The 24,767-nt window shown below is 72.5% G+C and carries 22 protein-coding genes; 5 read left to right on the forward strand and 17 right to left on the reverse strand.

What is annotated here, in order from left to right:
* Positions 1–17: 17 nt before the first annotated feature.
* The 5 genes from OG534_RS10805 to OG534_RS10825 form a co-directional block, all read right to left on the reverse strand.
* Positions 18–209 carry a hypothetical protein gene (locus OG534_RS10805; RefSeq protein ID WP_326587867.1) on the reverse strand — a complete coding sequence of 64 codons (192 nt, stop codon included), beginning with the start codon at positions 207–209 and terminating at the stop codon, positions 18–20.
* A 188-nt stretch (positions 210–397) separates the two neighbouring features.
* Complete coding sequence (locus OG534_RS10810) at positions 398–967, reverse strand: hypothetical protein (protein ID WP_326587868.1); 570 nt, start codon at positions 965–967, stop codon at positions 398–400.
* Positions 968–1,061: 94 nt separating this feature from the next.
* Positions 1,062–1,616, reverse strand: coding sequence for a GNAT family N-acetyltransferase (locus OG534_RS10815; RefSeq protein WP_326587869.1), 555 nt, complete (start codon positions 1,614–1,616; stop codon positions 1,062–1,064).
* Between the two features lie 39 nt (positions 1,617–1,655).
* The gene (locus tag OG534_RS10820) at positions 1,656–3,905 is read right to left on the reverse strand and encodes an MMPL family transporter (protein ID WP_326587870.1); all 2,250 of its coding nucleotides are present in this window, start codon (positions 3,903–3,905) and stop codon (positions 1,656–1,658) included.
* A gap of 207 nt (positions 3,906–4,112) precedes the next feature.
* Positions 4,113–4,562 carry a signal peptidase I gene (locus tag OG534_RS10825; protein ID WP_326587871.1) on the reverse strand — a complete coding sequence of 150 codons (450 nt, stop codon included), beginning with the start codon at positions 4,560–4,562 and terminating at the stop codon, positions 4,113–4,115.
* A 60-nt stretch (positions 4,563–4,622) separates the two neighbouring features.
* Between OG534_RS10825 and OG534_RS10830 the strand changes: the two genes are divergently transcribed.
* Both OG534_RS10830 and OG534_RS10835 read left to right on the forward strand, forming a co-directional pair.
* Positions 4,623–5,417 carry a GNAT family N-acetyltransferase gene (locus OG534_RS10830; RefSeq protein ID WP_326593549.1) on the forward strand — a complete coding sequence of 265 codons (795 nt, stop codon included), beginning with the start codon at positions 4,623–4,625 and terminating at the stop codon, positions 5,415–5,417.
* 43 nt (positions 5,418–5,460) lie between these two features.
* Positions 5,461–5,961, forward strand: coding sequence for a DinB family protein (locus OG534_RS10835; protein ID WP_326587872.1), 501 nt, complete (start codon positions 5,461–5,463; stop codon positions 5,959–5,961).
* Positions 5,962–6,087: 126 nt separating this feature from the next.
* Here OG534_RS10835 and OG534_RS10840 read toward each other — a convergent pair whose 3' ends face one another.
* Positions 6,088–6,822 (reverse strand): siderophore-interacting protein, encoded by a 735-nt coding sequence (locus OG534_RS10840; protein ID WP_326587873.1) that lies wholly within the window; start codon positions 6,820–6,822, stop codon positions 6,088–6,090.
* A gap of 85 nt (positions 6,823–6,907) precedes the next feature.
* Between OG534_RS10840 and OG534_RS10845 the strand changes: the two genes are divergently transcribed.
* From OG534_RS10845 to OG534_RS10855, 3 genes are all read left to right on the forward strand, one after another.
* On the forward strand, positions 6,908–9,082 hold the full coding sequence (locus tag OG534_RS10845; protein ID WP_442807057.1) for a penicillin acylase family protein: 2,175 nt from the start codon (positions 6,908–6,910) through the stop codon (positions 9,080–9,082).
* Positions 9,079–9,738 (forward strand): GNAT family N-acetyltransferase, encoded by a 660-nt coding sequence (locus OG534_RS10850; protein ID WP_326587874.1) that lies wholly within the window; start codon positions 9,079–9,081, stop codon positions 9,736–9,738. The genes OG534_RS10845 and OG534_RS10850 overlap by 4 nt, the downstream gene beginning before the upstream one ends.
* Before the next feature lie 247 nt (positions 9,739–9,985).
* Positions 9,986–11,926 (forward strand): serine/threonine protein kinase, encoded by a 1,941-nt coding sequence (locus tag OG534_RS10855; protein WP_326587875.1) that lies wholly within the window; start codon positions 9,986–9,988, stop codon positions 11,924–11,926.
* Positions 11,927–11,992: 66 nt separating this feature from the next.
* Here the strand turns inward: OG534_RS10855 and gatB are convergent, their stop codons facing one another.
* The 11 genes from gatB to OG534_RS10910 all read right to left on the reverse strand — a co-directional run bounded on the left by gatB (position 11,993) and on the right by OG534_RS10910 (position 24,698).
* The gene (gatB, locus tag OG534_RS10860) at positions 11,993–13,504 is read right to left on the reverse strand and encodes an Asp-tRNA(Asn)/Glu-tRNA(Gln) amidotransferase subunit GatB (RefSeq protein WP_326587876.1); all 1,512 of its coding nucleotides are present in this window, start codon (positions 13,502–13,504) and stop codon (positions 11,993–11,995) included.
* Positions 13,505–13,520: 16 nt separating this feature from the next.
* Positions 13,521–13,766 (reverse strand): hypothetical protein, encoded by a 246-nt coding sequence (locus OG534_RS10865; RefSeq protein WP_326587877.1) that lies wholly within the window; start codon positions 13,764–13,766, stop codon positions 13,521–13,523.
* Positions 13,763–15,256, reverse strand: a complete 1,494-nt coding sequence (gene gatA / locus OG534_RS10870; protein WP_326587878.1) for an Asp-tRNA(Asn)/Glu-tRNA(Gln) amidotransferase subunit GatA — start codon at positions 15,254–15,256, stop codon at positions 13,763–13,765. The genes OG534_RS10865 and gatA overlap by 4 nt, the downstream gene beginning before the upstream one ends.
* Positions 15,257–15,261: 5 nt before the next feature.
* A complete protein-coding gene (gatC, locus tag OG534_RS10875; protein WP_030010586.1) occupies positions 15,262–15,558 on the reverse strand; it encodes an Asp-tRNA(Asn)/Glu-tRNA(Gln) amidotransferase subunit GatC in 297 nt (98 codons plus the stop codon).
* 265 nt (positions 15,559–15,823) lie between these two features.
* Positions 15,824–18,004 (reverse strand): putative bifunctional diguanylate cyclase/phosphodiesterase, encoded by a 2,181-nt coding sequence (locus OG534_RS10880; protein WP_326587879.1) that lies wholly within the window; start codon positions 18,002–18,004, stop codon positions 15,824–15,826.
* Positions 18,005–18,400: 396 nt separating this feature from the next.
* Complete coding sequence (ligA, locus tag OG534_RS10885) at positions 18,401–20,602, reverse strand: NAD-dependent DNA ligase LigA (RefSeq protein ID WP_326587880.1); 2,202 nt, start codon at positions 20,600–20,602, stop codon at positions 18,401–18,403.
* 30 nt (positions 20,603–20,632) lie between these two features.
* Positions 20,633–21,616 carry a methionine synthase gene (locus OG534_RS10890; RefSeq protein WP_326587881.1) on the reverse strand — a complete coding sequence of 328 codons (984 nt, stop codon included), beginning with the start codon at positions 21,614–21,616 and terminating at the stop codon, positions 20,633–20,635.
* Positions 21,613–22,302, reverse strand: coding sequence for an SDR family oxidoreductase (locus tag OG534_RS10895; RefSeq protein WP_326587882.1), 690 nt, complete (start codon positions 22,300–22,302; stop codon positions 21,613–21,615). The genes OG534_RS10890 and OG534_RS10895 overlap by 4 nt, the downstream gene beginning before the upstream one ends.
* A 31-nt stretch (positions 22,303–22,333) precedes the next feature.
* On the reverse strand, positions 22,334–23,296 hold the full coding sequence (locus tag OG534_RS10900) for a hypothetical protein (protein ID WP_326587883.1): 963 nt from the start codon (positions 23,294–23,296) through the stop codon (positions 22,334–22,336).
* A 2-nt stretch (positions 23,297–23,298) separates the two neighbouring features.
* Complete coding sequence (locus OG534_RS10905; protein ID WP_326587884.1) at positions 23,299–23,643, reverse strand: DUF1330 domain-containing protein; 345 nt, start codon at positions 23,641–23,643, stop codon at positions 23,299–23,301.
* Between the two features lie 89 nt (positions 23,644–23,732).
* Positions 23,733–24,698 (reverse strand): GlxA family transcriptional regulator, encoded by a 966-nt coding sequence (locus OG534_RS10910; protein ID WP_326587885.1) that lies wholly within the window; start codon positions 24,696–24,698, stop codon positions 23,733–23,735.
* Positions 24,699–24,767: the final 69 nt, after the last annotated feature.

Genomic DNA, 24,767 nt, shown 5'->3' on the forward strand with positions numbered 1-24,767 from the left:
CCCCATCGTGCGTCAGTTCACGCGGGGCGGGGCGCGGGGCGGGCGGTGCGGGTGAGGCGACTGCGCAGTCCTCTCACCGGCCCTCCGGGTTCCTGGCTCCGCGAGGAGGCGCGGCGCGCCTGCTGCGCCTGGCGGACCACGCGGAACTCGGCGGCTTCGCGCAGGAGGTCGGCGCGGCGGGCGGCGGTGGCGATCTCGTACTCGAACATCTCGTACTCCCTGGTCGCGTTTCTCGGGCACCTCGTTCGGTGTGATCCAAGATTCGCGCCCCAAGGGGTACCGGCACATCGGTCGCATGCCGCATCTGCGGGGGCAGGGGGCCTTAGTCCGGGGGCCGTGGTTCCCCGGACGGGCGGCGGAGACCTAAGGCCGTGCCCGGGCCCGGCCGGGCGGGTGCTTAGCCCGCTGCCTTGGGGATGGCGAGGAGGAGGTCGAAGTACATGAGGACGAAGAGCAGGACGCCGAGGGCACCCAGTCCGATGCCGGCCCAGGAGACGGACCGCACCCAGGTGGGGAGGGTGCGCTCGGGGGTGCTGAAGGCGGGGAGGGCCAGCACGAAGGTGGCGATGATCAGGGCGAGGGCGGCGAAGACGCCGTTCACCATCGCGGTGGCGTGCCACGGGTCGACGAACTGGGCGGCGATCTGCGCGTTGGCGTCGGCGGCCTGGCTCAGCTCCAGACGGGCGGCGACGCTCGCGCGCTCGGACACGATGCCCGCGACCCAGCTGCCGCTGAGGGCGACGACACCGAGACCGGCCGCCACGATCGCGGAGGCCGCGGATCCGACGTGGCTCGGCTCCTCGTCCTCGGCCTGGTCCTCGGCGAACGTGTCGTCGTCCAGGTCGGCGTCGGTGAGTGCGGTGCCGGCGTCGGCCTCGGCGGGCTGGGGGGTCTCGGCCTTGTCGAGGTCGACCGGAGAGGTGTCCGCCTCGGAGGCGTTCGGGGCGGGGGTCTTGGTGGTGTCCATGCGGGGCACCGTAGGCGCCCTGTCTGAGAGTTTTCTGAGAATCCGCGGGTTGTGGCCACCCGGGGCCCCGCGGTCGGCGGGGCCCGTTCTGGTCCTAGGCGGATCGGGCCGCGGCCCACTCGTGGGAGAGGATCGACCAGACCTCGGTGTCCTGGCGGACACCGCGGTGGAGGTGGTTCTGCCGCATGACACCCTCGCGGGTCATGCCGAGGCGCTCGGCCACGGCGAGGCTCTTCTTGTTGGCGGAGGCGGCGTGCCACTCGACGCGGTGCATGCCGCGCTCGCCGAAGGCGTAGTCGATCAGGACCTGGCAGGCCCGGGTCACCAGGCCGCGGCCGGCCGCGGCGGGCTCCAGCCAGCAGCCGATCTCGCAGTTGCCGGTGTCCGCCTCGAAGGCCGGGAAGAGGACCCCGCCCACGAGGGTGCCGTCGAGCCGGATGCCGAAGAACCGAGCGCCGTCCTCACCGGCCTTGACCGCGTACTTGGCCAGCAGCGCCCGGGCGGACTCGACGTCGGGGGACCGGTCCGGGAAGGGCACGTACTGGCCGATGAACTCGCGTCCCCGCTCGATGTGGGCGAAGAACTCCTCGGCGTGCCGGGCTTCCAGCGGGAACAGCTGGGCGCCTTCGGCGAGGTCTATCGAGAACATGCGGCTTCTTCCTTGGGTCTCGTGCGGCGGGTTGCCGGATCACCGGGAGGCTGTGACGGGCTCGGCGCTGTCCTCGCTCGTGGCGGGGACGGCGGCGGGCCGCTGTGCCGGAAGTTTCGCATGCGGACGGTGTTCCGGGGGCTCGATGCTGATCCGGGGCAGCCGCCGTTCGAGCCAGGCGGGCAGCCACCAGTTGGCGCCGCCGAGCATGTGCATCAGGGCCGGGACGAGGAGGGTGCGCAGGACGAAGGCGTCGAGGGCCACGGCCGAGGCGAGCGCGATGCCGAACATCGCGATGATCCGGTCGCCGCTGAGCACGAAGGCCAGGAAGACGGAGATCATGATGACGGCCGCCGAGTTGATGACCCTGCTGGTCTCCGCGAGGCCCACGCGCACGGCCCGCCGGTTGTCGCCGGTCTCCAGCCACTCCTCGTACATCCGGCTGACGAGGAAGACCTGGTAGTCCATCGACAGTCCGAAGAGGACGGACACCATGATCACGGGCAGGAAGGGTTCGATGGGCCCGGCGCTGCCCAGGCCCAGCAGTTCGCTGCCCCAGCCCCACTGGAAGATCGCGACCACGACGCCGAAGGAGGAGGCGACGGCGGCCACGTTCATGACCGCGGCCTTGACCGGGATGCCGATGGACCGGAAGGCCAGCAGCAGGAGCACGCAGCCGAGGGCGACGACCACGGCGACGAAGAGCGGCAGCTTCCCGACGATGACCTCGGCGAAGTCGTCGTAGGAGGCCGTCACCCCGCCGACGTGGACCTCCATGGAGTTGCCGTGCCCGGCCCGCGGGATGACGTCCTGGCGGAGCCAGTCGACGAGGTCGCTCGTGGCCCGGGACTGCGGGGAGGAGTCCGGTACGACGGTCAGGACGACGGTGTCCCCGCTGCGGTTGAAGACGGCGGGGCCGGTGGAGGCGACGCCCTTCGTGGTGCGCAGTGCCTGTGCCAGCTGGTCGACGGCGAGCCGGTCGCCGGCCCCGTCCAGGCGGGCGACGACGGCGAGCGGGCCGTTCGTGCCGGGCCCGAACCCCTCGGCCAGCAGGTCGTAGGCCTGCCGGGTGGTGGAGGTGGCCGGGTTGTTGCCCTGGTCGGAGGTGCCCAGGTGGAGGGAGAAGGTGGGCAGGGCCAGCACCAGCATGACCGCGGTGGCGACGACGCCCAGCAGTTTGGGGTGGCGCTCGACGAAGCCGGACCAGCGGACGGCGAAGCCGGAGGTCTGCTCGGGCTGCGGGCCCTCGGCGGCGAGCTTGCGGCGCTCGCGGCGCGAAAGGGCGCGCATGCCGATGTACGAGAGGAGGGCGGGCAGCAGGGTGACCGAGGCGGCGACCGTCAGGACGACCGTCACGGAGGCGGCTATGGCGACGCCGTTGAGGAAGTCCAGCCGCAGCACCAGCATGCCGAGCAGCGCGATGCAGACGGTGGCGCCGGCGAAGACGACGGCCCGGCCGGTGGTGGCGACGGCGCTCTCGGCCGCCTCCTCGACCGCGAGGCCCCGCGCGAGGCCCTTGCGGTGCCGGGTGACGATGAACAGCGCGTAGTCGATGCCGACGCCGAGGCCGATGAGGGTGCCGAGCAGCGGGGCGAAGTCGGCGACCGGCATCACGTGTCCGAGCAGGGTGATGCCGAAATAGGCGGTGCCCACGCTGACCAGGGCGGTCGCGATGGGCAGCAGGCTCGCGGCGAGCGAGCCGAAGGCGAGGAAGAGCACGAGGGCCGCGACGACGACCCCGATGACCTCGGCGAGGTGCGCGGTGGGGGCCTCGGTGAGCTGGACGGCGCGGCCGCCCAGCTCGACCTGCAGTCCGCCGGCCTCGGTGGTGGCGTTCTTCGCGGCGTCGACGACCGCCTTGGCCTGGGCCTTGGGGACGGCGTCCGCCTGCTTCTCGAAGGTCACCACGGCGTAGGCGGTGTGCCCGTCGGGGCTGATCTGCGCGGCGCTCTCGGGGTGGGGGCCGTAGGGTCCGGCGACCGATCCGACTCCGGGGAGTCCGGCGACGGCTTCGAGTGCCCGGGTCATGCGCTGTTCGATGTCCGGGGTGCGCACGCTCTGCTGGTCCGGGGCCCGCCACACGATGGTGTCGGTGTCTCCGCCCTGACCGTGGAAACCCTCGCGCAGGAGGTCGTTCGCCCTGCCGGAATCGGTGCCGGGGACCTCGTAGTCGTTGGAGAACGCCGATCCGGCGGTCCCGGCGGCCGCCGCGGTGGCGCCGAGTGCGAGCAGCCAGATCAGCACGGCGAGGAGACGGTGGCGCATGCACCACCGTGCGATTACTGCCAACGGACGTGCTCCCTGGTGGTTCGGATCTTTACCGGGGGCAGCCCGTCGCAAAGAACGCCTGAACTCGTGAAGGCCCGGCCGTCGGCCCGGGGGATCGCCCCGGAGTTCGGCCCAGATGGTCTACACCCTGCACGATCTCAGTGTTTCGTGATCGTTGGCCCCTTTCGTGTGCATCGTCACAGGGGTCCGGAAGGTGCGGTACGCAGGTCAGCGCGGCAGGAGGTCCGGGGTCTGGCCGGCCACCGCCTGGCCGGCCGCCGCCGCGCCGGCCACTGCCCGGCCCTCGGGCTCGTCCACCCGGTAGCCGGGGATCGAGGGCCACCGGACGGTGAGGACGACCGCGTCCTCCTCCGCGTACCAGGAGTGGTCGACGCCCCGCCCCCAGAGCACGTAGTCGCCCTGCTCCGCGAGGACGACGGTCCGCCCCGGGAACTCCAGCCGGAAGCGTCCGCTGATCAGCACCAGCAGTGCGGTGCGCCGCTCGGCGGTCGCCCACCGCTCCCGTGCGTCGCCCTTGGGGTGGACGCCCCATTTGATCTCCACGTCCTCGCTGTGACGGGGATCGGCAGGGTCCTTGAAGTGGCCGAGGAGCCAGCCGCGGTCGGCTGCCGCGTCGGGGGCGGCCTTGCCGGTGTAGATGGTGGAGTCGTCGTTCACGGGGTGAGGCTAATGCAGTTGTGGTGACCGGCCGGACACTGATGAGCTGGGGCGATGACGATGGATCTTGATGAGCTTGTGAAGGTGCGCGCCCGGTACGACGCGGAGATGCGCGAGGGTGCGCAGCCGGACGCGCCGCAGGCCAGGGTGGAGCGGGCGGGTGCGGTCGTACGGCACAGCGTGCCCGGCCTCGGGTGGAACGGCGTGCTCTGGTCGGACCTCGACGAGGGGACGGCGGATGCGGAGATCGCGGCGCAGGTGGCGTTCTTCGCGGACCGCGGGTGTCCGGAGTTCGAGTGGAAGCTGTACGACCACGACCGGCCGGCGGACCTGGCGGACCGGCTGCGGGCGGCGGGCTTCGTACCCGAGCCGCCCGAGACCCTGATGGTGGGCCGGGTGGCCGAGCTCGCGCAGCTGCCGGTCGAGCCGCCGGAGGGGATCACGCTGCGGACGGTCACGGACGAGGCCGGCGTCGACCTGATGATGGACGTCCACACGGGGGCCTTCGGGACGGAACGGCCGCGGATCCGGGAGTCCGTGCTCGGCATGCTGCGCAGCGAGCCGGAGAACATCGCGGTGGTGCTCGCGATGGCGGGCGACACCCCGGTGAGCGCGGCGCGGATGGAGATCCGTCCGGGCACGGCCTTCGCGGGCCTGTGGGGCGGCGGCACGATCCCGCAATGGCGCGGCCGGGGCATCTACCGCCTGCTGGTCGCCCACCGCGCCCGCCTGGCGGCCGAGCGCGGCATCGAGTACCTCCAGGTGGACGCCTCGGACGACAGCCGCCCGATCCTGGAGCGGCTGGGCTTCGGGGTCCTGGGCGTCACGGTGCCGTACATGTGGTCGCAGGACTGATCAGGGGTTCCGCGGCTGTGGATCAAGGGGCAGGATCGGCCGCATGGAACGCATCAGCCCTCCCCTCACGGGTGCCGAGCGCGAGACGCTCTGCACCTTCCTCGACTACCACCGGGCCACTCTCGCCTGGAAGTGCGAGGGCCTCACCGACGAGCAGCTGCGCCGTGCCTCGATGCCGCCGTCCACGCTGTCCCTGCTCGGGCTGGTCCGGCACATGGCCGAGGTCGAGCGGCACTGGTTCCGTCGCGTCCTGAGTGGCGAGGACCTCCCGCACCTGTGGTCGGACACGCACGACTTCCAGGCCGCCTACGACGCGTCCGGCGCCAGTCGCGACGAGGCGTTCACCGCATGGCAGGACGAGGTCGCGCACGCCCGTCGCATCGAGGCCGCCGCCGAGTCCCTGGACGTGACGGCGTACGTGCCGAGTTGGAAGGAGGAGGCCTCGCTGCGCCTGGTCATGCTCCACCTGATCCACGAGTACGCCCGCCACAACGGCCACGCCGACTTCCTCCGCGAGGGGATCGACGGCGTCACCGGCGCCTGAGCCCACCCTGCGGACGACCGCGCGGGCCGGCGCCTCGAACACTCGCCCGGCCCGCCCTCAGGCGACCACCCGGGCCCTCACCTGGGCGGCCGCCCTGGTGCGTGCTCGGCCGGCCGCCCCGGTGCCTCAGGCCGCGGCCCGCCAGTACCCCAGCCCGTTCACCCGCTGCTTCGGCAGGGCGAGTTCCTTGCGCAGGTACGCCGTCAGGGTGCGGGTCGTCGCCGTGTCGCAGGCCAGCCAGACGTACGCCGACTCCGGGTCCCCGACCAGCTCCGGGAGCTCGGCCCTGACCCGGTCGACCAGGTCCGCGCCGCCCCGCGGCACCCGGCGGATGTCGTGCCGGTCCGCGTCCAGCCGTACCGGCAGCTCCGCGTCCGCGGCGTGCTGCGTCTCGAACCAGATGGTCGCCGGGGTCTGCGGGAAGGCGTCCAGCAGCGAGTTGATCGCCGGGAGGGACGCCGGGTCGCCGATGACGAGCAGTCGCTCCGGCGACGGCGTCGGGGCGGTGAACCCGGTGCCCTGGATGGTGGCGTCGATCGTGTCGCCCGCCTTGGCCCCGCGCGCCCAGTCGCTGGCCACGCCGTCGTGCAGGGCGAATTCGAAGCAGAACGTCCCCGCGGCCGGATCCGGGTCCACCAGCGTGTACGCGCGCTGGTGCGGCTTGCCCGCGCCCTGGAACCAGACCCGCACCCACATCGTCGGGTGCAGCGACTCGCCCGCGGCCGCCAGCAGCCCGCCGTCGGTGAAGTACACCCGGCGGTAGTGCTCCGTGACGTCTTCCGCCCCCGTCACCGTGAACGTGAAGTCCTTGCCCCTCATGAGCTTCAGGACCACGCCCTCCCAGCCCTTGCCGACAGCCATGTCCAACCCCTCCCCTGTGCGCCTCTATAGTTAGGGCAGCCTAACCTAATGCACCTTGGGGAAGAGTGTGAGCAGCGTGAGCAGTGTGAGCAGCGAGAGCGACCCGGAGTCGTACGCGCGGGCCCAGGGCGGGCCCCGCGGGGAGACTTCGGCATCGTACGACGTCTACCGCGACCCCTGGGGCATCCCCCACCTCCGCGCATCCGACGAACTCCGGCTCGCCTACGCGCAGGGCCGCGTCACCGCCTTCGACCGCGCCTGGCAGCTCGAGGTCGAACGGCACCGCGCCGAGGGCTCCAGCGCCTCCTTCCTCGGTGCGGACTCCGTCTCCTGGGACCGCTTCGCCCGCCAGTGCCGTCTCGCCGACACGGCCCGCCGCTGCTACGAGGCCATGGCCGCCGACGACCCCGGCACCGCCGCCTGGGTCCGCGCGTACGTGGACGGCGTCAACGACGGTCTCGCGGCCGGCGCCGCCCGTGACGAACGCTTCGCGCGCACCGGCCTCTCCCCCGCCCCCTGGGAGCCGTGGGTGCCGCTGGCCATCTGGATCGCCACGCACATCCTGTTCGCCGGCTTCGCCACCAAGCTGTGGCGCGAGCGCGTGGCCCGCGCCCTCGGCGACGAGGCGGTCACCCTCTTCGCCACCGACGGCCCCGGCACGGCCGGCAGCAACGGCTGGCTGGTGCCGGGCGACCGCACCACCACCGGCGCGGCGATCATCGCGGGCGACCCGCACCGGTTCATCGAGGACCCGGGCGTCTACCAGCAGATACGCCTCTCCTGCCCGGACTACGACGTCCTGGGCCTCGCCGTCCCCGGCGTCCCCGGCCTCGCCCACTTCGGGCACACCGGCAGCGCCGCCTGGGCGATCACCAACGCGATGGCCGACTACCAGGACCTGTACGTCGAGCAGTTGCGCCGCGGCGCGGACTCCGCCGTCGAGGCGCTCGGCCCGGACGGCGTCTGGGAGTCCGTCACCCGCCACACCGAGACCATCAGCGTGGCCGGCGGCGACGACGTCGAGGTGGAGATCCTCGAGACCGCCCGCGGCCCCGTGATCATCCACGCGGACGGCGAGCCCGGCGCCAACCCAGGCGGCGACCCCGCTGCCGAAGCCGACGGCAGCACGCAGACCCTCTCCCTGCGCTACCCGCCCCGGGTCCGCCGGGACCTCGGCTTCGCCGCCCTCCCCGCCCTCCTGCGCGCCCGCACCGTCGCCGACATCGACCGCGCCCTCGACGGCTGGGCCGAGCCGGTCAACGTCGTCCACGCCGCCGACACCGCAGGCGGCCTGCTGCACCGCGTCGCGGGCGCCGTGCCGCTGCGCCACCGCACCAACCGGCTGCGCCCCGTGCCCGCCTGGGACCCGCAGCACGCCTGGCAGGGCTGGGCCCCGACCCCCGCCGAGCCCGTGCAGGGCTTCACCGTCATGGCGAACGCGCGCGGGATCGCCTCCCCGCTCGGCGTCGAGTTCGCGCCCCCGCACCGCGCCAACCGCATTCGCGAGCTGCTCAGCGGCTCCGCGGACTGGTCCCCGAAGGCGATGGCCGACGTACACCGGGACACGCACCTGGCCTCGGCCGCGCCCCTGCTCGCCCTGCTCCCGGGCTTCGAGGACCTGACCCCTGCGGCGCAGGCGCTGCGCGAGCGGCTGCTGGCCTGGGACCGGCACATGGCGGCCGACAGCACCGACGCCACCGTCTTCTCGGCCTTCCGGACCGCGATCGTACGCCGCTTCGCCGCCGATCCCGTCTTCTCGGACCTGTGGGGTGCGCCGACCGGCCCGGACGTCTTCCATCCCTGGCTGTACCTGGTCCCGCGGATCGGCTACGCCCTCGAAGGCCTGCTCACCACCTCCCTCGTCCCCGGCCTCGACCGTGCGGCGCACGTCCGCGCCGCGCTGGAGGAGACGGCCGCGGCCGGCGCCCCCGACACCCCCTGGTCCGAGGTCCACCGCCTGACCCCCTGGCAGGCCGTGCCCGACCCGGAGGCCACGGAGTGGCCCGGCCTCGGCGGCGACCACGACTGCGTGAACGCCACCTCCACCGTGCCCGGCTTCACGGACCTCACCGCCCGTGCATCGGCGGCCCGTTACGTCTGGGACCTCGCCCGCCGCGAGGACAGCCTCTGGGCGGTCCCGCTCGGCGCGGACGGCGTCACCGGCTCACCCCACCACCGCGATCAGCTGCCCCAGTGGGCGCACTGCGAACTCGTCCCCGTCGTCACCGACTGGACCCGGCTCACCAAGGAATCGATATGACCGCCACCGCCACCGCCTCCGTCTCCGCGAGACAGCCCGTTCACACCCACCACGTCGAGGGCTTCGGCACGGTCACCATCACCCCCGTCGACCCGGCCGCCGACTCCGACCTGATCCACAGCTGGGTCACGCAGGAGCGGGCCCGCTTCTGGGGCATGGGCGAGGCCGGCCGCGAACTGGTCCAGGAGATCTACGAGGACGTCGACCGCCGCACCACCCACCACGCCTACATGGTCAGCCGCGACGGCGAGCAAGTCGCGCTGTTCCAGACGTACGACTGCGCCGAGGACCGGGTCAGCGAGTGCTACGAGGTCCAGCCCGGGGACGTCGGCGTGCACCTGCTGATCGGCCCGATCGAGGGTGCGGCCGAGCACGGCTTCACCGGGGCCCTGATGACCGCCTTCATCGGGTTCGTGTTCTCCGACGGCACCGCGCGGCGCGTGGTCGTCGAACCGGACGCCCGCAACACCAAGGCCGTCGCCCGCATGGAGCGCTCCGGCTTCGTGCTCGGACCGGAGGTCGTCCTCCCGGAGATCGACCTGCCCGAGGTCTACCTCCCGGCGAAGCCGGCCCGGCTGGCCTTCTTCAACGCTCCGGGAGCCGCTTCGGAAGGCACTTCGGGAGGCACTTCGGGAGCCGCTTCGGCAACCGGCTGACCCGAGCCGCCCCTTCGACCGGGCGTCCGGCGAACGGAACCCGCCCACCGGGCGGTTCCGCGAGCCGGGCGCCCGGCGGCGTGTCCGGCCGCGAACGCTCCCCTGCAACGCGCAGGCAGTCGCAGACGCTCCCCGGCGCTCGCCCGCGAAAAGGCTGCACCCCGGGGGGATTCCCGATTCCCATTGACCTCGCGCGTCTCCCCCCGGGAAGCTGATGCCCACTCAAAGCATGTTGAGGTGGGGGACATTGACCAGTCAGAACCTGCACATCGGTCCGGACGCGGCGGCGGACCGGTACCGCCTGCTCCGGTCGATCGGGCGCGGCGGGGAGGCCGTGCTCTATCTCGCGGAGATCGAACTCGCCGGCGGATCCGAGCCCGTGGTCGTCAAGGTGCTCGACTCCAAGACGACCATCACGCCCGACGTCTTCGACCGGATCAGCCAGAAGTGGAACGAGCAGGCCGAACTGCTGCGGTTCGTCCACCGGCCCGGAGTCGTCGGCGTACGGGAGCACTTCGAGGGGCCGCCGATCCACCGGCCCGGGGAGTCCTCGACCCTCACCGGGCGGGCGCTCGTCCTCGTCATGAACCACGTCGACGGGCTGGACCTGCGGGACTGGCGGGCCGAGCGGACCCTCGCCACCGCCGCCGAACGGCGCGAGGTGATGCGCACGCTGGAGCAGCTGGCCGACGTACTGGACTGGCTGCACTCGGGCAAGGCCACCCCGTCGGGCCGCCAGGTCATCCACGGCGACCTCTCCCCCGGCAATGTGATGGTCGACGAGCACGGGCAGGCCACGCTGGTGGACTTCGGCCTCAGCAAGCTGACCGCCGACCACCAGACGGCGGAGGTCTGGTTCACCCCGGGCTACGCCGCTCCCGAGGTCTTCGACGGCAAGCGGACGCCGGGCACGGACCGGTACGCCTTCGGGGCGATCGCGTACTTCCTGCTGAGCGGGGAGTCGCCGCCCGCCACGGCGGAGCAGCTGGCGCACGCCCTGGCGGCGCTCCCGCAGATCGCCGCGCTGGACGCCGAGCAGCGGGCGCGGATCACCTCGATCTACGCGGCCGACCCGGGGAAGCGGCCGGTGAACCTGGCCGGCTGGATGAAGGACGTCCGCCACGCGGTGGTGTCGACGACCACCTCCACCTCGCAGCGGGTCGTGCAGGACACCCCGCCGCGCCCGGCCGCGCCGCCGGTGTCGGTGGTCCCCCCGCAGCCCGCCACGCCGCCGCCGGTGGCCGCGCAGCCCACGACCCCGCCGCCGGTGGCTGCTCAGCCCGTGTCCCAGCCTCCCGTGTCGCAGCCGCCCGTGTCCCAGCCTCCCGCGGCACCGCCGCCCGCGGCGTACGTGCCCACGGCCGCGGCGACGGTGCCGGATCCCGGCCCTGATCCGGCCACGGTCCCGGCCCAGGCCCCGCTCCCCGAGTCGGTGCCCGCCGGGTACGGGCCGACGTACCACCTGAACCCGGCACCGGCTCCAATGCCGGCCCCCGTCCCGGCCCCCGAGCCGCCGCGCCCGAAGAAGCGGCGGACCGGCCTGATCCTCGGCTCGGCGGCCGCGGTGCTGGTGCTGGCCGCCCTCGCGGTGGCCGGCGTACAGCTCCTGGGCGACAAGGACAAGGACAAGAGCGGGGGCGTCCAGGCGGGCGGCTCCACCCCGAGCGCCGGAGGCGCCACCAGCGCTCCCGCCGATCCCATGCCCTCCGCCTCGCGCGCCACCCCGTCGGACCCGCCGGGCAGCGGGTCCGGCCCGTCGGGCAGTCCGGGGCCGAGCGACCCCGGCACCGCGCCCGCGAGCAACGTGGCGGACCTGACCAACCTCCAGCCCATCGACGGGCTGAACGGCCTGCGGGTGGAGGCCGCCACGCTGAACACCAAGTCCTACGGCAGCTCCTTCATCGCGGACTGCTCGCAGACCTCGTCCGCCGAGTTCAACCTCAACCGGGCCTGGTCCCAGCTGGAGTTCACGGCCGGGATCGCCGACAACTCGCCCGTCGAGCGGGGCCGCATCTCCGTCTCCATCGACGACCAGCCCGCCCTCTTCAACGAGGAGGTCGTCCTGGGCAAGCCGGTCTCCAAGACGGTGGAGGTCAAGGGCGCCCTGCGGCTGCGGATCCGGGTGGAGGACACCTGCGGCCTCAAGGACGGGTACGTCGTCCTCGCCAGCCCCACCCTGAAGCGCTGAGCCCAGGTACACGCAAGGGCGCCCCGCACCGGTACGGAACCGGTGCGGGGCGCCCTTCGTTCACTCTCAGCCCTCGGAGACGCCCAGGCGCTCCAGGATGAGCTCCTTGACGCGCGCCGCGTCGGCCTGGCCGCGGGTGGTCTTCATGACCGCACCGACCAGGGCGCCGACGGCGGCGATCTTGCCGCCGCGGATCTTGTCCGCGATGGCCGCGTTGCCCGCGATGGCCTCGTCCACGGCCGCGCCGAGCGCGCCCTCGTCCGAGACGACCTTCAGGCCGCGCTTCTCGACGACCTCGTCCGGGGTGCCCTCGCCGGCGAGGACGCCTTCGAGGACCTTGCGGGCCAGCTTGTCGTTGAGCGAGCCGTCCGCGACCAGGGCCGCGACCCGGGCCACCTGCGCCGGGGTGATGGGCAGCTCGTCGACGACCACGCCCTGCTCGTTGGCGTTGCGGGCCAGCTCGCCCATCCACCACTTGCGCGCGGCGGTCGTGTCGGCGCCCGCCTCGATCGTGGCGACGATGGAGTCCACCGCGCCCGCGTTGAGGATCGACTGCATGTCGTGCTCGGTGACGCCCCAGTCCTCGCGGAGCCGGTTGCGGCGCACGCGCGGCATCTCGGGCAGGGCCCCGCGCAGCTCCTCGACCCACGCACGGGCCGGGGCGACGGGGACCAGGTCGGGCTCCGGGAAGTACCGGTAGTCCTCGGCGTTGTCCTTGATGCGGCCGGCCGTGGTGGAGCCGTCCTCCTCGTGGAAGTGCCGGGTCTCCTGGACGATGGTGCCGCCGGAGGTCAGCACGGCCGCGTGCCGCTGGATCTCGAAGCGCGCGGCGCGCTCGACGGAGCGCAGCGAGTTGACGTTCTTGGTCTCGCTGCGGGTGCCGAACTCGGACTCGGGGGTCGGGCGCAGCGACAGGTTCACGTCGCAGCGCATCTGGCCCTTGTCCATGCGGGCCTCGGAGACGCCGAGCGCCTTGATGACCTCGCGCAGCTCGGCGACGTACGCCTTGGCGACCTCGGGGGCCCGCTCGCCCGCGCCCTCGATGGGCTTGGTGACGATCTCGATGAGCGGGATGCCGGCGCGGTTGTAGTCCAGCAGGGAGTGGGACGCGCCGTGGATACGGCCGGTGGCGCCGCCGACGTGCAGCGACTTGCCGGTGTCCTCCTCCATGTGGGCGCGCTCGATCTCCACGCGGAAGATCTCGCCGTCCTCCAGCTGGACGTCCAGGAAGCCGTTGAAGGCGATGGGCTCGTCGTACTGGGAGGTCTGGAAGTTCTTCGGCATGTCCGGATAGAAGTAGTTCTTCCGGGCGAAGCGGCACCACTCGGCGATCTCGCAGTTCAGCGCGAGGCCGATCTTGACGGCGGACTCGATGCCGATCGCGTTGACGACCGGGAGCGAGCCGGGCAGGCCGAGGCAGGTGGGGCACGTCTGCGAGTTGGGCTCGGCGCCGAGCTCCGTGGAGCAGCCGCAGAACATCTTCGTCTTGGTGCCGAGCTCGACATGGACCTCAAGGCCCATGACGGGGTCGAACGAGGCGAGAGCGTCCTCGTACGACAGCAGTTCGGTGAAGGTCACGGTGAAACTTTCCCTCTCAGCCCAGCAGGACGTCGTCGTCGCCCAGGCGCTTCAGCTCGCGGTACAGGATCGCGAGGCCGGTGACGATGGCGGCGGCGGACACGGCGGCGTCGACGAGCTTCAGCATGTCGTTCTCGGTGCGGGCCTTCTTGACCTGCTTGATCACGCTGATGGCGCCGAAGGCGGTGGTGCCGATCGACAGGTAGGTGCCGGTCTTGGACTTCTTGAAGCCCTTGGCCTTGGACAGTGCACTGGTGCTCATAGCGACGGTGCCTCCTCGAGCAGCGGGTGACCCCAGCGCGCGACGAAGGCGGCCTCGACGGCCGCGCCGACCTTGTAGAGCCGGTCGTCCTTCATCGCGGGGGCGATGATCTGCAGTCCGACCGGGAGACCGTCCTCGGGTGCCAGGCCGCAGGGGAGCGACATGGCGGAGTTGCCGGCCAGGTTGGTCGGGATGGTGCACAGGTCCGCGAGGTACATCGCCAGCGGGTCGTCGGTGCGCTCACCGATCGGGAAGGCGGTGGTCGGGGTCGTCGGGGAGACGATCACGTCGACCTGCTCGAAGGACTTCTCGAAGTCCTTGGTGATGAGCGTGCGGACCTTCTGGGCGGAGCCGTAGTACGCGTCGTAGTAGCCGGAGCTGAGCGCGTACGTGCCGAGGATGATGCGGCGCTTGACCTCGTCGCCGAAGCCGGCTTCGCGGGTCAGGGCCGTGACGTCCTCGGCGGACTTGGTGCCGTCGTCGCCGACGCGCAGGCCGTAGCGCATGGCGTCGAAGCGGGCCAGGTTCGAGGAGCACTCGGACGGCGCGATCAGGTAGTACGCGGCCATCGCGAGGTCGAAGGACGGGCAGTCCAGCTCGACGATCTCGGCGCCGAGCTCCTTGAGGAGCTCCACCGCCTCGTTGAAGCGCTGGACGACACCGGCCTGGTAGCCCTCGCCGGCGAACTGCTTGACCACACCGACGCGCATGCCGGCGACCGAGCCGTTGCGGGCGGCCTCGACGACCGGCGGGACCGGGGCATCGATGGAGGTGGAGTCGAGCGGGTCGTGCCCGGCGATCACCTCGTGCAGGAGGGCTGCGTCCAGGACCGTACGGGCGCAGGGCCCGCCCTGGTCGAGGGAGGACGAGAACGCGACCATGCCGTAGCGGGAGACGCCGCCGTACGTGGGCTTCACGCCGACCGTGCCGGTGACGGCGGCGGGCTGGCGGATGGAGCCGCCGGTGTCCGTGCCGATGGCCAGCGGGGCCTGGAAGGCGGCGAGGGCCGCCGCGGAACCGCCGCCGGAGCCGCCGGGGATCCGGGTGAGGTCCCAGGGGTTGCCGGTGGGGCCGTAGGCGCTGTTCTCGGTGGAGGACCCCATGGCGAACTCGTCCATGTTGGTCTTGCCGAGGATGACGACGTCCGCTTCCTTGAGCTTGCGCGTCAGGGTGGCGTCGTACGGCGGGATCCAGCCTTCGAGGATCTTCGAACCGACGGTGGTCGGGACCCCGACGGTGGTGAAGATGTCCTTGAGGGCGAGGGGCACGCCGGCCAGCGGGCCGAGCTTCTCGCCGGCCTCGCGCTTGGCGTCGACGGCGCGGGCCTGGGCGAGCGCGCCCTCGCGGTCCACGTGCAGGAAGGCGTTGACCTTCTCGTCGGTGGCGTCGATGCGGGCGAGGTGGGCCTCGGTCACCTCGACGGCCGTGAGCTCGCCGGAGGCGATCTTCTCGGCGGTCTGGGCGGCCGTGAGCTTGATGATGTCGACCATGGTTGTTAGTCCTCCCCCAGGATCTGCGGCACCTTGAAACGCTGCTGCTCCTGGGCGGGAGCACCGGAGAGCGCCTGCTCGGGGGTGAGCGACGGACGGACCTCGTCCGCGCGCATGACGTTCGTCAGCGGCAGCGGGTGGGAGGTCGGCGGGACGTCTTGGTCGGCGACCTCGGAGACGCGGGCGACCGCGCCGATGATGTCGCCGAGCTGTCCGGCGAAGTGATCCAGCTCGTTGCTGGACAGCTCAAGGCGCGCCAGCCGAGCGAGGTGGACGACCTCCTCGCGCGTAATGCCAGGCATGCAGCGATCCTCTGGGGGTGGGTGGATGTTTCGTTTCGGACCCAATCCTATGGGGCCCGGCCCCCGGCCTGCGAAACGGTTTGGCTCGGGCCGCCGCGGGTTCGCCGCGCGAGCCGCTGCGCGGAGCCTCCCGGGCGCCGCCCGACCCCGCGCCTCAATCGCCGGCGCGGCTCAAAGACCGGGGCTCCGCCCCGCACCCCGCGCCTCAAACGCCGGCGGGGCTGAACTTGCAGCCCCGCCGGCGTTTAAGGCGCCGTAGCTGGGATCAGACCGCGTCGGCCTCGGCGGCCGCGAGTTCGGCCGTGATGTCCGCCGGGCGGCGCCAGCCGCGCTCTCCGCGGGCCAGCAGCCAGGCGGTGGCCTCCTGCGGCGGCATCGCGGCGGCGACCAGCCAGCCCTGCACCGCGTCGCAGCCCAGGTCCCGCAGCCGCTCCCACGTCTCGTCGTCCTCCACGCCCTCCGCAACGACCAGCAGGCCCAGCGAGTGCGCCAGGTCCACCGTGCAGCGGACGATCTCCGCGTCCTGCGCGTCGACCGCCAGCCGGCCCACGAACGACCGGTCGATCTTGAGCTCGCTGACCGGCAGGCGGCGCAGGTGGACCAGCGAGGAGTAGCCGGTGCCGAAGTCGTCCAGGGACATCTTCACGCCGTGGCCCGTGAGCCCGGCCATGGTGTCGGCCGCCCGCTGCGGGTCCTCCAGCAGCACGTGCTCCGTTATCTCCAGCTGCAGCCCGCTCGCCGGCACTCCGTGGCGGGCCAGTCTCGCGGCGACCGCGCCCGCGAAGCCGGGGGTGTGGACGTCGCGCGGCGAGACGTTGACGGCGACCGGGACCTTCAGGCCCTGGGCCCGCCACCGCGCCACCTGGGCGAGGGCGGTCTCCAGGACGTACTCCGTCAGGTGCGGCATCAGTCCGGAGGTCTCGGCGATCGCGATGAACTCGTCCGGGGACACCCGTCCCCGTTCCGGGTGCACCCATCTCACGAGGGCTTCGAGTCCGGCCACCTGGCCGTCGAAGCGGACCTTCGGCTGGTAGTGGAGTTCCACTTCGCCGGCGTCGAGGGCCCTGCGGAGGTCGCCGAGGAGGCCCAGGCGGTCGGGGGTGTTGCTGTCCCGCTTGGACTCGTACACCTCCACGCCCGTACGGTCGCGCTTCGCCTGGTACATGGCCACGTCCGCGCGCCGCAGCAGCCCCTCCGCGTCCAGCGCGTGGTCGGGGAAGACGGCGAGGCCGGCGCTGGCCTCCAGGACGAGCGTGAGGCCGTCCAGGTCGAGGGGGGAGCTGAGCTCGGCGACCAGGTGGCGGGCGATGCGCTGGGCGCTGGTGGTGGAATCGGCGACGGGGAGCAGGACCGCGAACTCGTCGCCGCCGAGCCGGGCGGCCTCGGCGTCCTCGGGCAGGGCCTGGCGCAGCCGGTCGGCGATCTGGAGGAGCAGGCGGTCGCCCGCCAGGTGGCCCAGGGTGTCGTTGACCGCGCGGAAGCGGTCCAGGTCGATCAGCACAAGAGCTGCCCGGGTGCCCAAACGTTCAGCCTCGTCCAGAGCCGACCAGGCCCGCTCCAGCAGCCACTGCCGGTTCGGCAGCCCGGTCAGGGGATCGCGCAGCTGCTCCTCGGCGCGCGCCCGGGCGATCCACAGGGTGGAGTCCAGCGCGATCAGGGGTACGGCGAACAGCGGCAGCAGCACCGGCTGCGTGACCGCGACGACACAGATGAGGGGGGCGATGCCGAGCAGCGCCACGGCTACTAACGCCTGCCGGAGCAGCGCGGTGCGGGCGACGGTGGGCAGGCCGCTGCCGCGGCGGGACAGGGCGATCCAGAGCAGGAAGCGGGTGACGGCGAGGTAGGCGACGGCGACGAGGACGACCTCGGGGACCGCCTCCAGTCCCCAGCCGGTGGGCAGCCAGGGGGTCTCGACCGTGGGCGTCACGCCGAAGGCGCCGAGGACGAGGGCGCCCGCGCCGATGCCGAGGATGTCCACGGCGCCGTGCAGCAGCCCCTGCCGCCAGCGGTGCCGGCGCGCGGCCCCGACCAGGGAGACCACGGCGAGGGAGACCAGTCCCGCGGGCACCCATCCGTAGAGGAGGAGCACGCCGAGGGTGAGCGCGGCGCCCGAACCGGTGCCGCCCCACCAGCGGTCGCGGCCCAGGGCGACCAGGTGGCCGACGATGATGCCGGTGAGGAGGGCCAGCGCCCAGCCGACCGGGCCGCCGGGGAACAGCGCATGACTGCCGTTCAGCGCGGACACGATGCCGGCGCCGAGCACCACGACCGCGAGGCCCACGACGAGGAAGGGCAGCACTCCGCGCCGTTCCTGCCCACCCGTGCCGGTGTCGATCGGTCGGGTCTCCGGTGTCCTGCCTCCCAGGACACCGAGCCTGCCCGCCCGCATGGACGGGATTTCCCCGCCGAACTCAGGTGACGGGTCGGCGCTTTCGGTGGGTTTCATGCCCGTACCTCTCACAGCCGGCGATGCCGATGTCACGCGATGGCCCCGATGTCATGCCACCACGGCCGACATCGCATCCTGCAGCCGTGCACGACAGGCGCACCCCTCAACAGTAGGACGCGCAAGGCTTCCAGGGGCAGCGGTCGGCAGTGGTTGCCCGAATGCGACCCAGCCATCCTCATCAGTACGGTATCCGCCGAACGGGTGAGTTTGGACCGGGCCCCCCTCATCACCCATCCGATGATCCGACAGGTCACCGCCCTGCGACCAGCCTTGTACCGGCCGTTTACCACCGTCCGCCGCGCCTGGCGTGCGCCCGCCCGTACGGCCGCACGCCACGCATCCGTTCGCCTTCGCTACTCCCCTTCGGCGATTCCCCTCCCGTACTGCTCGGTATTACTCCCCTTCGCCTTCGCCGTCCACCGCGAGCGCGGCCTCCCGTGCCGCGTCCGGGCCCTGCTCCAGCAGCACCGCGAAGCCGGCGTCGTCGAGGATGGACAGCTTCAACTGCACGGCCTTGTCGTACTTCGAGCCCGGGTTGTCGCCGACCACGACGAACGAGGTCTTCTTGGACACGGATCCGGTCACCTTGGCGCCGCGGCTCTGCAGGGCCTCCTTGGCCCCGTCCCGCGTGTGGCTCTGCAAAGTGCCGGTGACGACGACGGTCAGCCCCTCCAGCGGCCGCGGCCCCGCCTCCTCGGAGGAACCTTCCTCCTCCATCCGTACCCCGGCCTCCCGCCACTTGCGCAGGATCTCCTGGTGCCAGTCGACGGCGAACCACTCCTTGAGGGAGGCGGCGATGATCGCGCCGACCCCCTCGGTGGCGGTCAGCTCCTCCTCGGTGGCCTGCTCGATGCGCTCGATGGAGCGGAACTCGCGGGCGAGGGCCTCCGCGGCGACCGGTCCGACGTGACGGATCGACAGGCCGTTGATGATGCGGGCGAGCGGGCGGTCCTTGGCGGCGGCGATGTTCTCCAGCATGGACAGGGCGTTCTTCTTCGGCTCGCCCTTCTGGTTGGCGAAGACCGTGACGATCTTCTCCTCGCCCGTCTTCGGGTCCCGCTTGGGCAGCCCGCTGTCCGGGTCCAGGACGTACGCCTTGATGGGCAGCAGCTGTTCGATGGTCAGGCCGAAGAGGTCGCCCTCGTCGAGCAGCGGCGGCTCGGCGGGCTCCAGCGGGCCGGTCAGCGCGGCCGCCGCGACCATGCCGAAGTTCTCGATGTCCAGGGACTGCCGGCCGGCCAGGTAGAAGAGCCGCTCGCGCAACTGGGCGGGGCAGGTCTGGGCGTTGGGGCACCGGACGTCGATGTCCCCCTCCTTCATGGGCCGCAGCTCCGTCCCGCACGCGGGGCACTGGGCCGGCATCACGAACTCCCGCTCGCTGCCGTCGCGCAGGTCCACCACCGGGCCGAGGATCTCGGGGATGACGTCGCCCGCCTTGCGCAGCACCACGGTGTCCCCGATGAGGACGCCCTTGGCCTTGACGACCTCCTGGTTGTGCAGGGTCGCGAACTCGACCTCCGAGCCCGCCACCGTGACCGGCTCCACCTGCGCGTACGGGGTCACGCGCCCGGTGCGGCCGACGCCGACCTTGATGTCGATCAGCTTGGTGTTGACCTCTTCGGGGGCGTACTTCCAGGCGATCGCCCAGCGCGGGGCGCGCGCGGTGGACCCGAGCCGGCCCTGGAGGGCGATCTCGTCGAGTTTGACGACCACGCCGTCGATCTCGTGCTCCACCGAGTGCCGGTTCTCGCCGAAGCGGGCGATGAACTCCCGTACCTCGGCGAGCGAGGAGAGCACCGCGTTGTGCCGGGCGGTGGGCAGGCCCCACTCCCGCAGCAGCTCGTACGCCTGCGACTGGCGCTCGATCTCGAAGCCCTCGCGGGCGCCGATGCCGTGCACGACCATGTGCAGCGGGCGGCTCGCGGTGACCTTCGGGTCCTTCTGCCGCAGCGAACCGGCCGCGGCGTTGCGCGGGTTGGCGAAGGGCTTGCCCTCCGCCTCCACGAGACGCGCGTTGAGCTCTTCGAACTTCTCCATCGGGAAGTAGACCTCGCCGCGGATCTCGACGAGCGCCGGGATCCGCTCGCCCTTCAGCCGGTCCGGGATCTCGGCGATGGTGCGGACGTTGGGCGTGATGTCCTCACCGGAGCGGCCGTCGCCGCGGGTGGCGGCGCGGGTGAGACGGCCGTTCTCGTAGGTGAGGTTGACGGCGAGGCCGTCCACCTTCAGCTCGCACAGGTAGTGGTAGTCCTTGGTGTTCACGTCCCGGGCCACCCGCTCGGCCCAGGCGGCCAGTTCCTCGTCGTCGAAGGCGTTGTCCAGGGAGAGCATGCGCTCGCGGTGCACGACGGAGGCGAAGTCCGTCTCGTACGCCCCGGCCACCTTCTGGGTGGGCGAGTCGGGCGTGCGCAGCTCCGGGTACTGCTCCTCCAGCGCCTCCAGCGAGCGCAGCAGCTTGTCGAACTCGGCGTCGCTGACGACCGGCTGGTCGTTCACGTAGTACCGGAAGCGGTGCTCCTCGACCTGCTCGGCCAGCAGCTGGTGCTGCTCACGCACCGCCGTCGGTACTGCCGTGTCCTGCTGTTCGGCTGCCATGCCGTGTCCTCCCGTGGCCCGTCTCGACCGTCACTCAGGGTTGTCGGCGAGCGACCTCGCCGCCCTGACGCAATGGGCCTGCACCGCGCGGGCGTAGGCGGGCGAAGCACCCGCCAGACCGCACGACGGGGTGACCACGACGGACTCCGCCAGAGTCCCCGGGGCCAGCCCCAGCCTGCGCCAAAGCTTCCTGACACCCATGACGCTACCGGCAGGGTCCGACAACGGGGCGTCGGTGCCCGGCACCACTCCGGCGAAGAGTTTCGCACCGCCTTCGACGGCCTCGCCGATGGCGTCCTCCTCGCGCTCGGTGAGCAAGGAGAAATCGAACGACACGCCTGTGGCGCCGGCCCGCCGCAGCAGCCCGAAGGGGACCTCGGGCGCGCAGGAGTGCACGACGACCTCCCCGTCGTGGACGGCGAACAGGTCGCGCAGCGCGCCCTCGACCACCTGCCGGTCGACGGCGCGGTAGGTGCGGTAGCCGCTCGCGGAGCGGACCCGGCCGAGCAGGACCGCCGTCAGGGACGGTTCGTCGATCTGCAGCACGACGTCGGCGCCGGGAATGCGTCTGCGCACGTCGGCCAGGTGCTCGCGCAGTCCCTCGGCCAGCGACCCGGCGAGGTCCCGGCAGGCCCCCGCGTCCTGCAGCATGGCCTCGCCGCCGTGCATCTCCAGGGCGGCGGCGAGGGTCCACGGCCCGACGGCCTGGACCTTGAGCTTCCCCGTGTACCCCTGGGTGAACTCCTCCAGCGCGTCGAGGTCCTCCCCGAGCCAGGAGCGGGCCCGCTTCGAGTCCCGCCCGGGACGGTCGCTGATCCGCCAGCCGCTGGGCTCGACGTGGGCGTACATGTCGACGAGCAGGCCGAGGGAGCGGCCGATCATGTCGGCGCCGGGGCCCCGGGCGGGCAGCTCGGGGAGGTACGGGAACTCCTCGAAGGATCCGGTGACGGTCTTCGCGGCCTCGCGGGCGTCGCCGCCGGGCAGCGAACCGACGCCGGTGGCGCTCGCGGTCATCGGCCCGGCCTGACGCTCAGGTCGTTGACCTCGGCGTCGCGGGGCAGGTCGACGGCCATGACGATGGTGGTGGCCACCGACTCGGGGTCGATCCAGTCGGCGGGGTCGTACTCCTTGCCCTCCTGGGAGTGCACCTTGGCCTGCATGGGGCTGGCGGTCCGGCCCGGGTAGACGGAGGTGACGCGGATGCCGTTGGCCCGCTCCTCCGCGCGCAGCGAGTCGGCGAGGGCCTTCAGCCCGTGCTTGGAGGCGGCGTACGCGCTCCAGTCGGCGTGCGCGGTGAGGCCGGCGCCGGAGTTCACGAAGACGACGGTGGCCCTGGAGGCGCGCAGGGTGGGCAGCAGCAGCCGGGTGACCTCGGCGGGGGCGATCAGGTTCACGTTGAGCTGCTGGTGCCAGGTCTTGGGCCGCAGGTCCCCCACGGGTCCGAGGTCGACGATCCCGGCGATGTGCAGCAGGGAGTCGATGCGCTCGGGGATCGCCTGCTTGGAGAAGGCCCACGAGAGCCGGTCGGGATCGGCGAGGTCGCCCACGAGGGCCCGGGAGCCGGGGTAGCGCTCGACGAGCTGCTTTCCGCGGGCGGCGTCACGGGCGAGGAGGACGAGGTCGTCGCCGCGGGCGTGCAGCCGGGTCGCGACGGCGGCGCCGATGCCGGATCCGGCACCGGTGATCAGGTGAGTAGCCATACCGCCCATGCTCGCACCCCTGCGGGTGCCGTCACTCCGAAGGCCGAAGGCCGGCGGCCGCGGCGTGGGCCGCCTCGATGACAGAACGGGCGACGGCCGCCTCGGCCGCCGCGACCCCGGGGGAAAAGCCCTGGCCGACGACCCAGTGCGGGTGCGCCGCGACGATCCGGGCCCGCGTGTCGCCCCGCGGCCCGGCCCACCGCTCCAGGGCGTGGTCCCGTACTTCGGCCAGCGCGGCGGCGCGGTCCGGCGCGGGCGGGGCGAAGCGGCCGCCGGAGGCCCGCACGTGCTCGGCCCAGCGGTCCTCCCAGAACTCCACGGTCCAGCCGGGCCAGCGGGCGGTGGGCGTACGGGCGTGCGACCGGGCCGTGTTCAGCCACCAGCCGACCCGGCGCCGCTCCGGGTCCACGTGGATGCCGGCGTCCGCCCGCAGCCGGTGGCTTCCGTGGTCCGCGGCGCCCCGGAGCCGGTCCAGCAGGGCAGGCCCCTCCTCGACCGGATGGTCACCGATGCCGGCGAGGACGTGGCAGCGTTCCCGGCCGACGGTGACCACGGCCACCATCGGGTCGGGGTCGTCGAACTCCTCGTCGTCCGGCTCCAGCACCGGGCCGGGGCACGCGGCAGCCGGTATCTCCTCGGGGTCGAGGCCGAGGTGGGCGCGCAGCCCGGTCTGGCCGTCGTAGAGCCAGCGCACCTCCCATCCGGGCCAGGCGTGCCGCAGCAGCTCCAGGGTGGCGGCCCGGGTGCGCAGGGAGGCGACGGGTCCCTCCCAGGCGAAGAACAGCAGGAGCCGGCGGGTCTGGTCGGCGAGGACGCCCGCCTCGACCATGTCGTCGGGGTACCAGTCGTCCTCCCTGACGTGGCCACGCAGGAACGGAAGCACCGCCTGCGGCCCGGCCAGCAGGTCGAGGTCGAGGCCCACCGCGCCGTAGGAGGAGCGGTGGCGGGTGTGCCCCCCGGGGCCCGAGAGCACGAACACGGCCCGGTTGCCCATCGTCAGAGTCCCGCGGCCTCGCGCAGGGCGGCGGCCGTCTTCCTGGCGTCGTAGTCGGCCGGGACGCCCTCGACGAGGATGACCTCGCCCTGGATGTGGGCGGTGCGCAGCGGGAGGAGGGCCCGGTAGGCGGGCGAGTCGTACCAGGCGCGGGCCCGGTCCATGTCCGGGAAGCCGATGACGACGACCGTGCCGGGCCAGGGGCCCTCCTTGACCTCGACCTCCTTGCCGTGGACGAGGAAGCGGCCGCCGAAGGGGTCCATCGTGGCCTGGATCTCCTCGATGTAGCGGAGGATGTCCTCGTTCATCGTGTCGGGACGGATGTGGCCGATGGCGTACGCGGTCATGGTCTTCTCCCTCGTCGACCGGGCCCGTCGGTGCGGGCTGTTGATCCGATCCTGTCAGGGCGCGGCCACGGCGGCGATTACCTGCGGGGTCATGCGGAGGCGGGCTGGAACGTGCGCCGGTAGGCGATCGGGGAGACGCCGAGGGTCGCACGCATGTGCTGGCGCAGGGAGTTGGCGGAGCCGAAGCCGGACCGGTGGGCGACGAGGTCGACCGGCAGGTCGCTGTCCTCCAGCAAGTGGCGGGCCACCTCGAGGCGTTGGGCGGTGAGCCACTGCACCGGGGTCATCCCGACCTCGTCGCGGAACCGCCGGGTGAAGGTGCGCAGGCTCATCCGGGCGTGGGCGGCGAGTTCGGCGAGGGTGACCGGCTCGGCGAGGCGCTCCAGGGCCCAGGCCCGGGTGGCGGTGGTGGTGGCGACGGTGGGCTCGGGAACGGGCCGGTCGATGTACTGGGCCTGTCCGCCGTCGCGCCAGGGCGGTACGACGCACAGCCGCGCGGCGCGGTTGGCGACGGCGGATCCGTGGTCGCGGCGGATCATGTAGAGGCAGAGGTCGACGCCGGCGGCCACGCCCGCGGAGGTGAGGATGTCGCCGTCGTCGACGAAGAGGACGTCCTCGTCGAGCCGGACGCGCGGGAAGCCCCGCTGGAACTCGACCGCGTGCAGCCAGTGCGTGGTGGCGGGCCTGCCGTCGAGCAGCCCGGCGGCGGCGAGCACGTAGGAGCCGGTGCACAGGGAGACGATCCGGGTGCCGGGCCTGATCCCGGCGAGGGCGTCCGCCAGCGCCTGTGACAGGGGGGCGCCGTGGACGAGCTCGTCCATGGAGTCCGTGGGCGGGATGATCACGGTGTCGGCTGCGGCGAGGGCCTCGGGGCCCGCCGAGACGCCGATCGTGAAGCCCGCGTCGCTGGTCACGGGCTGCCCGTCGGCGGTGCAGACGGTCAGCTCGTAGAGCGGCGCACCGGCCTCGTCGAAGGCGTTCCCGAAGACCCGGGAGGGGATCCCGAGCTCGAACGGGGGGACGCCGTCGAGGGCCAGTACTGCGATCCGATGCATGGCCAGATTCTGTCACATGGTGGCCGTCTGGCCAATACCACGGCATGCCTCCGGAGCCGAAGGTGTAGC

Source organism: Streptomyces sp. NBC_01294, from assembly GCF_035917235.1.
Taxonomy (GTDB): Bacteria; Actinomycetota; Actinomycetes; order Streptomycetales; family Streptomycetaceae; genus Streptomyces; species Streptomyces caledonius.